The organism is Rhodococcus sp. CX (genome assembly GCF_015865005.1).
GTDB lineage: Bacteria > Actinomycetota > Actinomycetes > Mycobacteriales > Mycobacteriaceae > Rhodococcus.
Genome location: NZ_JADZGH010000125.1, coordinates 24,682 through 33,755, shown reverse-complemented (window position 1 = coordinate 33,755; position 9,074 = coordinate 24,682). Strand labels below are relative to the sequence as shown.

Annotated in this window: 9 protein-coding genes; 5 read left to right on the top strand and 4 right to left on the bottom strand. The window is 69.8% G+C overall.

Translation table 11 applies throughout. The features are described 5' to 3' along the window. A partial coding sequence (locus I0Q12_RS13885) for a YigZ family protein (RefSeq protein ID WP_197252475.1) occupies positions 1-313 on the bottom strand: 313 nt, incomplete at its 3' end. 85 nt (positions 314-398) lie between these two features. On the opposite strand from I0Q12_RS13885, the gene I0Q12_RS13880 reads away from it, so the two are divergent. The 4 genes from I0Q12_RS13880 to purH all read left to right on the top strand — a co-directional run bounded on the left by I0Q12_RS13880 (position 399) and on the right by purH (position 5,365). After that, positions 399-1,391, top strand: coding sequence for a DUF5336 domain-containing protein (locus tag I0Q12_RS13880; RefSeq protein WP_197252474.1), 993 nt, complete (start codon positions 399-401; stop codon positions 1,389-1,391). A gap of 91 nt (positions 1,392-1,482) precedes the next feature. Continuing rightward, positions 1,483-3,084, top strand: a complete 1,602-nt coding sequence (locus I0Q12_RS13875) for a DUF6350 family protein (RefSeq protein WP_197252473.1) — start codon at positions 1,483-1,485, stop codon at positions 3,082-3,084. A gap of 75 nt (positions 3,085-3,159) precedes the next feature. Beyond that, entirely contained in the window at positions 3,160-3,786 is a 627-nt protein-coding gene (gene purN / locus I0Q12_RS13870) for a phosphoribosylglycinamide formyltransferase (RefSeq protein WP_231610614.1), read from the top strand. Then, entirely contained in the window at positions 3,773-5,365 is a 1,593-nt protein-coding gene (gene purH / locus I0Q12_RS13865; protein WP_197252472.1) for a bifunctional phosphoribosylaminoimidazolecarboxamide formyltransferase/IMP cyclohydrolase, read from the top strand. Before purN ends, purH begins: the two co-directional genes overlap by 14 nt. Positions 5,366-5,411: 46 nt before the next feature. On the opposite strand, the gene I0Q12_RS13860 is transcribed toward purH, so the two are convergent. From I0Q12_RS13860 to I0Q12_RS13850, 3 genes are all read right to left on the bottom strand, one after another. Beyond that, positions 5,412-5,651, bottom strand: a complete 240-nt coding sequence (locus I0Q12_RS13860) for a hypothetical protein (protein WP_197252471.1) — start codon at positions 5,649-5,651, stop codon at positions 5,412-5,414. A gap of 261 nt (positions 5,652-5,912) precedes the next feature. Then, entirely contained in the window at positions 5,913-6,872 is a 960-nt protein-coding gene (locus I0Q12_RS13855; RefSeq protein ID WP_197252470.1) for an alpha/beta hydrolase, read from the bottom strand. 142 nt (positions 6,873-7,014) lie between these two features. Continuing rightward, positions 7,015-7,605, bottom strand: a complete 591-nt coding sequence (locus tag I0Q12_RS13850; RefSeq protein ID WP_197252469.1) for a DUF4126 domain-containing protein — start codon at positions 7,603-7,605, stop codon at positions 7,015-7,017. Between the two features lie 100 nt (positions 7,606-7,705). Here I0Q12_RS13850 and I0Q12_RS13845 point away from each other — a divergent pair. After that, positions 7,706-9,074 (top strand): ATP-binding protein (locus I0Q12_RS13845; RefSeq protein WP_197252468.1); only part of this gene is annotated, 1,369 nt, incomplete at its 3' end.

The window sequence follows — 9,074 nt, the reverse complement described above, 5'->3', positions numbered from 1 at the left end:
CCCCGAACCAGCGGGTCACGACCACCGCCACGTTCACCACGTCGCGGTGGTGCAGCACCTGCAGCATCGGGACGCCCGCGGTGCCGCCGGGCTCTCCGTCGTCACTGGACCGCTCGGCCCGCGAGGCCGGTTCGTCGCCGACGACGAACGCCCAGCAGTGATGCCGCGCATCCGGGTACAGACGGCGTTGCTCGTCGGTGAACGCGGCGGCGTCGGCAGCGGATTCGACCCGGCGCAGGGCGGCGAGGAAGCGCGAGTGCTTGACCTCCGTCTCCACGACCACGTCCCGTCCGGGCGCGAGTGTGTTCGGCATGCCTCCCATTGTGTCGATCGGTGCATACGCTGTTTCCAGTGCATCCGGAAGACACCGAGTGCACCCGACGACCGCAGGAGGATCGATGACATTCCCAGCGAGCCAGACCCCGGATCGGAGTGGTGGTGGGCCGTCGGCCAAGCTCGTGCCGGTGCTGTTGCCGGTGGCGGTCGCGGTACTCGGTGTGGTGAATTTCCTGTTGGGTCTCGCGCCCTACATGCGGATCGAATTCGGTGGGCACGTCGCGCTGTCCGCGTTCGAATTCGGATTCGCGGTGGTGCCGTTGGCGTTGCTGCTGCTCGGCGGATTCTGCGCGGCGCTGTCGTTGCTGCCCGGTCAGGATCTACGGGGCGTCGCGCTGGCCGCATCGGCGGTCGGATTCGTGACGTCGGTCTTCCAGTGGTTCCAGTTGCCCGACGATTCCGGTATCGCGTGGGGCGGCGTCGCCATCTTCGTGTTCGGGTTCCTGCAGACCGCGGTGGCCGTGGTCGCGTTGCTGTTCGGGATCGGTGTGCTCGTCCCCGCGGCGCGGTCGGGACGGTCCGCGGCGTACCCGGCGCAGTCCCAGTTCCCGCAGCCCAGTGGGTACGGGCAGCAGGGGAGTCCTCAGCCGGGGAGTCCCCAGCCGGCCGGGCAGTTTCCGCAGCAGTACGGCGGGCAGCCCCAGAGCCAGCAGTACACCGGCCAGCAGTACGGCGCGCAGTCTCCGCAGCACTACAGCGGCCAGTACCCGAGCCAGCAGTACACCGGTCAGCAGTACACGGGCCAGTACCCGAGCCAGCAGTACACCGGTCAGCAGTATTCGAGTCAGCCGTACGGGACGCAGCAGTTCCCGTCCCAGCCGACCCCGTCCCAGCAATATCCGATCGGATCGCAGCAGTATCCGACCGGGCCGCAGCAGTATCCGACCGGGGGTGCGCCGGAGCCGAGCCACGACGACGACACCGAACTGGCCCGCCCGTCCGACAACGACGCCACTGTCCTGTCGCCGGCACCGGACGACCAGGACGCCACCGTGGTCTCGCCGCCGCCGGACGACGCCACCCAGGTGCTGAAGCCGAACGACGAGCAACGGTGACATGTTCGACGACTCGGCGGGGTGCGCCTGATCGCAACCGTTGCGGCGCGCCTGATCGCAACCGCTCGCGGTCGGTGACACCCTCGTCTCGATGACATCGACGCTAGGCCGGAACTCCCGCCTCCCCACGAATCAGGATTCGCCGGATCCGGAGCAATTCCGCATTCTGCTCGGCACGGCGGCACGCGTACCGGCCGTGACGATGGCGCTGCTCGTGACGGTCGTCGTGACGACGCTCGTCGCCGCGAGCAGCGACCTCACCGGCGTGTACGCGGCGACCGCAGGTGCCTGGCTCGGCCTGCACCAGGTCACCCTTACCATCGACGGCACCGCGCTCGGCGTGCTGCCGCTGCTGCCCACCGCGGTGCTGGTGTGGCTGTCCGCCCGCTCGTGCGCGTCGGCCGCGGACGCGATGGTCCTGCACAGCGGGTATGCCCTCGACGGCCGCGACGCCGCGCGGATCACCGCCGCGACACTGGCCGGACCGCTCGCCGTGACGGTCACCGCGCTCGTCGTCATCCAGGACGCCTCGAGCGTGCTGCCCGTCTCGATGCCGGACCCGGCGCAATCCCTGGCGTGGGTGACCGGGCTGTATCTGCTGTCGTCGCTGCTCGGCGTCGGGTCGAGGATGTGGCGTCCGCTCTGCGACCGGTACGCAGTCCCCGAATGGCTGGTCGACTCGGTCCGGCCCGCAACCCGGGCGGTGCTCGGCATGTTCGCGATGGGCGGGCTGCTCACCGTCGTCGGGATGCTCTGGTCGTGGCAGAGCGTCGGGGAGCTCCTCGCCCGCGGCGAGAACTGGATGGGCGTCCTCGGCCTGCTGGTCATCTCGATCCTGTATCTGCCCAACGTGATGATCGGTGCGGCCGCGGTCCTGGCCGGCAGCACCGTCGAGTTCGGCGAGGTCCGGCTGAGCCTGTTCGAGGCGTCCGGCGGTGACCTGCCGGCGCTGCCGGTGCTGGCCGCGATCCCGCCGGGCCCGGCACCGTCCTTCTGGCCGGTCGCGCTCGCGGTGCCCGCCACGATCGGCGCACTGCTCGGCCGGTACGTCGCCAAACGCAACCTCGAGGCGCAGGCGCGCGGCGAGTACGTCTCCAGCAGCGACGGGGCCCTGACCGTGCTGGCGGCCTCCGCCGAAGCCGGTGTCGTCACCGCGCTCGCGACCTGGGCGGCCGGTGGGCGGCTCGGGTTCTTCGGGGTGGTCGGCGGCAACTGGTGGCTCGCCGGGGTCCTGATGTTCGCGTGGTCGGGTCTGCTGGGGATCATCACCGCGCAGCTGTTGCTGTGGCGGGAAGGCAAGCTGGCCGCCGCCGAAGCCGAGGCTGCGCGCGCGGCCGAGGCGGAGGAGTCCGCCGAGCCGGACGAAACGGAGGACGACTCCGACGAGGACGGCGAGTCCGGGGAGGACGCCGCTGCCGGTGAGCTCGAGGAACCGAAGGCACTCGAAGCCGCGCCCGCCGGAGACGCCGAATCCGTGGATGCCGAGGACGAAGACGGAGACGAGGACACCGACATCGAGGACGTCGAGGACGACACCGAGGTGGTCGATGCGGAGGTGGTCGACGACGATGAGGAGCCCGAGTCGAAACCCGACGCGAAGGACATCGAGGAACCCGACGTCGTCGACGCCGAGATCGACGACGAAGCCGACGACGGGGACCTCGCGAAAGGTACCCGGAACACCAGCGACTAGGCTCTAGACGGCCGATGGTCCGGCCGACCCCTCTTCGAGTCCAGGAGTAGAGCGCTGACTGCCTCGCGTGACCAGTTGCCGCCGACCGCGCCGGCGCGGGTCGTCGTACTCGCCTCAGGTACCGGCAGCCTGCTGCGGTCGTTGATCGACGCCACCCGCACCGACGGTTACCCGGCCCGGATCGTCGCAGTCGGCGTCGACCGCGACTGCAAAGCCCTCGACCATGCCGGCGAGGCGGACATCCCCGGTTTCCGGGTCGCGTTGCGCGACCACGCCGACCGTGCCGCCTGGGACGTCGCGCTCACCGACGCCGTCGCGGCGCACGAGCCGGACCTGGTGGTGTCGGCGGGCTTCATGAAGATCCTCGGCCCCGCGTTCCTCGAACGCTTCGGCGGCCGCATCATCAACACGCACCCGGCTCTGCTGCCCGCATTCCCCGGCGCGCACGCCGTCCCCGACGCCCTCGCCTACGGCGTGAAGGTCACCGGGTCGACCGTGCACCTGGTCGACGGCGGCGTGGACACCGGGCCGATCCTGGCGCAGGAACCCGTGCCGGTCCTCGAGGACGACGACGAGGACACCCTGCACGAGCGCATCAAAGTTGTGGAACGACGGTTGCTGGCCGAGGTGGTCGCCGCTGTCGCAACCCGTGGAGTTGTATCCGATGGACGAAAGGCCGTGATCCCCAGTGACCGAACGTAAGACTGTGCGCCGCGCACTGGTCAGCGTGTACGACAAGACCGGACTGGTCGAACTCGCGACCGGGCTGCACCAGGCCGGGGTCGAACTGGTCTCCACCGGCTCCACGGCCGCGACCATCGCCGGCGCCGGAATCCCCGTTACCAAGGTCGAGGAGCTCACCGGCTTCCCCGAGTGCCTCGAGGGCCGCGTCAAGACGCTGCACCCGCGCGTGCACGCCGGCATCCTCGCCGACACCCGCAAGCAGGACCACCTCGACCAGATCAAGGACCTCGGCATCGAGGCGTTCGAGCTGGTGATCGTCAACCTGTACCCGTTCACGCAGACCGTCGCCTCGGGCGCGACCCCCGACGAGTGCGTCGAGCAGATCGACATCGGCGGCCCGTCGATGGTGCGTGCCGCCGCGAAGAACCACCCGTCCGTCGCCGTGGTCGTCGATCCGGCCCGTTACGACGCGGTCATCGACGCGGTGAAGGCCGGCGGGTTCACCCTGCCCGAGCGCAAGGCCCTCGCGGCGCAGGCGTTCCAGCACACCGCCGCCTACGACGTCGCGGTCGCGAGCTGGATGAACAGCGGCTACGCCACCGGGGCGAGCGAAGCGACGGGGGATGTCACAGCGGACGGCGACGACAGCAAGTTCCCGGCGTGGGCGGGCGCGACCTGGACGCGCGCGAACGTGCTGCGGTACGGCGAGAACCCGCATCAGGCGGCCGCGCTGTACGTGAACGAGGGCGGCGAGCCGGGTCTGGCGCAGGCCGAGCAGTTCCACGGCAAGGAAATGTCGTACAACAACTACCAGGACGCCGACGCCGCGTGGCGCGCCGCGCACGACCACGACCGGCCGTGCGTCGCGATCATCAAGCACGCCAACCCGTGCGGTATCGCCGTCGCCGACACGGTCGCCGAGGCGCACCGCAAGGCGCACGAGTGTGACCCGGTGTCCGCGTTCGGTGGGGTCATCGCCGTCAACCGCGAGGTCAGCGTCGAGATGGCCGAGCAGGTCGCCGAGATCTTCACCGAGGTGATCATCGCCCCGTCGTACGCCGCCGGTGCCGTCGAGGTGCTCGCCCGCAAGAAGAACATCCGCATCCTGCGGGCCGACTCCCCGAAGTCCGCGCAGATCGAGCTGCGTCAGATCTCCGGTGGCCTGCTGCTGCAGGAGCGTGACCTGCTCACCGCGGACGGCGACAACGCCGCGAACTGGGAGCTCGCGTGCGGCGACGCCGCCGACGAGCAGACCCTCGCCGACCTGGAGTTCGCGTGGCGCGCCTGCCGTGCCGTGAAGTCCAACGCGATCCTGCTGGCTTCCGGCGGCGCGACCGTCGGTGTCGGGATGGGCCAGGTCAACCGGGTCGACTCGGCGCGTCTCGCGGTCACCCGCGCGGGCGATCGTGTCGTCGGATCCGTCGCCGCGTCGGACGCGTTCTTCCCGTTCGCGGACGGCCTGCAGGTCCTCACGGAGGCCGGCGTCAAGGCCGTCGTGCAGCCGGGTGGATCGGTCCGTGACAACGAGGTGATCGAGGCCGCCCGCGAGGCCGGCATCACCCTCTACCTGACGGGCGCACGCCACTTCGCGCACTGAGCGCACCCCGACCCGGGGCAGCCGCCCACCCGTACGCGGCCTGACGTCAGGTCGTCGTCGGGTGGGCGGTTTCCGGTCGGTGGGGCGCCTCGATGTCGGTGGTGCCGCGGCCGTCGGAGATGACGAGCCGGGCGGCACCGCGGTCGAGCAGTTCGCGGATGAGATCGGCGGCCAGTGCGCCCTTCTCGGCGTCGACGTGGCGCAGGTCGATCGTGATGGCGTGCCCGGTCAGATCGGTGGGCAGGTCCTTCGGGACGGAGCCGGTGGCTCCCAGTCGCAACTTCATGTGGTTCTCCTTGCTTCGAAAAGAATGGGGATAAGAAAGGGCACCCGAGGCGATGTGCCTGGGGTGCCCGAGAAGCGAGTCGGATGTGACTCTATTCCCGGGATCGCCTTGCGGCGCAGTGGAAGTGGAACTCGGGTACGAATCGATATGTGCGCTTGCGATGCTGCATCGGACCGTACCTTTCTCGAGTATCCAGCGGGTTAACGGGGAACCATACCCCAATGACGAGAGTTTTACATCCCCAATTTTCGTGCGGTGAGGTCACAGACCCCGCAGCCAGGCCACGAATCCGTCGGTGAACTCCGTCGAATACGGCAGGTCGGCGATGTAATCGGCGCCGGTGGACTGCTGGTCGCCGATGTCCTTGAGCACGTGGTTGGCGTTGCGCAGCCGCAACGACGTCAGCTTGGTGTGCACGAGCGCTTCGTCGAGAGCGTCGACGTCCTCGACGCGCAGCTGGATGTCCTTGTCGGAGACGCTGGTGAGCACCGGCAGTGCGCTGTCGATCTGTGCGGCGAGCATGCGCGGATCCAGCGAGTCCTCCTCGGCGAGCGCCTTCGCGTTCGTCGGGACCAGGCCCGCGTTGCGCAGCGGCTCGGGCAGGCGGTCGCTGAGGGTGCCGTCGGCGCGCAGCGACTCCACCGCCCCGGTGAGCGCGACACGCAGTTCGTCGGCGACCTGGACGGCCAGCTGACCGGCCGCGACGACCGCGTCGAGCTGCGCGTCGATCTGGGCGGTCAGCAGGTCCAGCAGACGGACCGCCAGCGGTTCGAGCAGGGCCAGACCCGCGACCCGCTCACCGGCGTGCGCGAGCGACAGGGCGATGAGCGCGCCCTCGCTGTGCCCGACGACGTACACGCGCTCGGGGTCGACGCCGGGCTGGTCCGCGAGGAACTGCAGGCCGTCGCGGGCGGCGTCGATGAACGTGGAGAATCCGAGGTCGGCGACGTCCTCGACCGCGTACGGGCCGAGCCCGGTCAGGCCGCTGCCGAGCTTGTCGTAGCGCAGGCTCGCGAATCCGTTGATCTCGAGGATGTCCGCGAGGTGGCGGAGGGTGCCGATCGGGCCGGGCAGCAGCGCGCTGTCGCCATTGCGGTCGGTCGGGCCGCTGCCGGCCAGCAGCAGCACGGCCGGAACCGGGGTGTCACCGAGAGCGGGTACTCGCAGGCTGCCGTACAGCGTCACGTCGCCGCTGGTGAAGGTGATCTCGGTTTCCGACATGACATGTGTCTATCAGAAGTTCCGGACGTCGCGGCCACCGGAGGGCTGTGTCGCCGGCGTGTTCGATGTGCATGCGGTGTTCGACGTGCATGCGGTGTTCGATGTGCATGCGGTGTTCGATGTGCATGCGATGGGCGCGGATCTACGCGGCCGGCCTCGTGAACGCTCCGCGGACGCGGCGGAAGCGGCGGTAGCCGCGGTATCCGAACCACGTGAGCAGCGCGAGCAACGGGATGACCAGCAGCGGCAGCACCATCGAGATCAGCGACGTCACGAACGAGGTGACGCTGTCGATCACCGACATCACCGGGTTCCCGAGACCCGCCGTCGTCGCCGTACTCACCGCGCGGGTGCCCGTCTGCGCGGTGCTCACCGCCAGCGCGGTCGGGGCCCCGATGACGATGCCCGCGATCGCCGCCATCGCCGGATCGAGGTTGGCGAACGCGGCCCACGCCGCGACCGCACCCGCGACCGGCCGGGTGACGGTGCCGATCGCCGACATCGCGTTGTCGACCAGCGGGACGAGATCCGCGACGACCTCCACGACGGTCGCGATCGCCAGCGCGATCAGAGCGGCGGACGAGCCGATCCACTGCATCGACTCGTTCAGGACGATCCCGAACCATCCGAAGTGGACGGCGGCGCTGAGCATCAGCAGCGGCAGGAAGGTGCGCAGGCCGGTGGCGGCCGCCAGGCCGAGGCCGAGCAACGCCGCGAGGATCCAGATCTCCACGGCCCGAGTGTAGGGCGGTGCGGACGGGAAACGGTTGCGCACGCGAGAGGCTCGCCGCGAGCAGATGCCGAATCCGGCGGATCCTCGTACCTTGGGTGAGGTGACGTCAACCACAACCAGGCCGTCCACCCTCGGTGAGCTGCGCGCGTCAGGGCACGTGCAGCGATCGGTCAAGGACGAGATCCGGCAGAACCTCCTCGCCGCCCTGCGCGACGGCATCGACCCGTGGCCCGGCATCGTCGGATTCGACGACACCGTCGTCCCGCAACTCGAACGGGCCCTGCTCGCCGGCCACGACGTGGTTCTGCTCGGCGAGCGCGGACAGGGCAAGACCCGGCTGCTGCGGACGCTGCCGTTGCTGCTCGACGAATGGACCCCAGTGATCGCCGGGTCCGAACTGGGCGAACATCCCTACGAACCCATCACCCCGGCGTCGATCCGTCGAGCCGCCGAACTGGGCGACGACCTGCCCGTCGACTGGCGGCACCGGTCGCTGCGGTACGCCGAGAAGCTCGCTACCCCGGACACGTCCGTCGCCGACCTCGTCGGCGACGTGGACCCGGTGAAGGTCGCGGAAGGCCGCAGTCTCGGCGACCCCGAAACGATCCACTTCGGGCTGGTGCCGCGCGCGCACCGCGGCATCGTCGCGATCAACGAACTGCCCGACCTGGCCGAACGCATCCAGGTGTCGTTGCTGAACGTCATGGAGGAGCGCGACATCCAGGTTCGCGGCTACACGCTGCGGCTGCCGCTGGACGTGCTTCTCGTCGCCAGCGCCAACCCGGAGGACTACACCAACCGCGGTCGCATCATCACCCCGCTCAAGGACCGGTTCGGCGCGGAGATCCGCACCCACTACCCGGTCGAACTCGACGACGAGATCGCGGTGATCGAGCAGGAAGCCGTACTGCAGGCGCGGGTTCCGGATTTCCTGCTCGAGGTGCTGGCCCGCTTCACCCGGCTGCTGCGCGAATCGACGTCGATCGATCAGCGGTCCGGGGTGTCCGCGCGCTTCGCGGTTGCGGGGGCGGAGACGGTCGCGGCCGCGGCCATGCACCGCGGCGCCGTTCTCGGGGAGGACGACCCGGTCGCCCGGCCCGTGGACCTCGGCACCGTGGTGGAGGTGCTGCGCGGCAAGGTCGAATTCGAATCCGGTGAGGAGGGACGCGAATTCGAGGTGCTCGAACACCTGCTTCGCCGCGCGACCGCGGACACCGCGCGGGAGCGGCTCGCCGGTGTCGACCTGGCGACCCTCGTCGAGGCGATCGAGCACGGGCGCCCGGTCACGACCGGGGACCGGATCACGGCGAAGGTGCTGCTCGACGAACTGCCGGAGCTTCCGGTGCTCGACGTCGTCGCCGACCGGCTCGGCGCCGACGATATCGGAACCCGCGCTGCCGCAGTCGAGTTCGCTCTCGAAGGTCTCTATCTGGCCCGGCGCATCGCCAAGCACGACGCCGACGACGGAA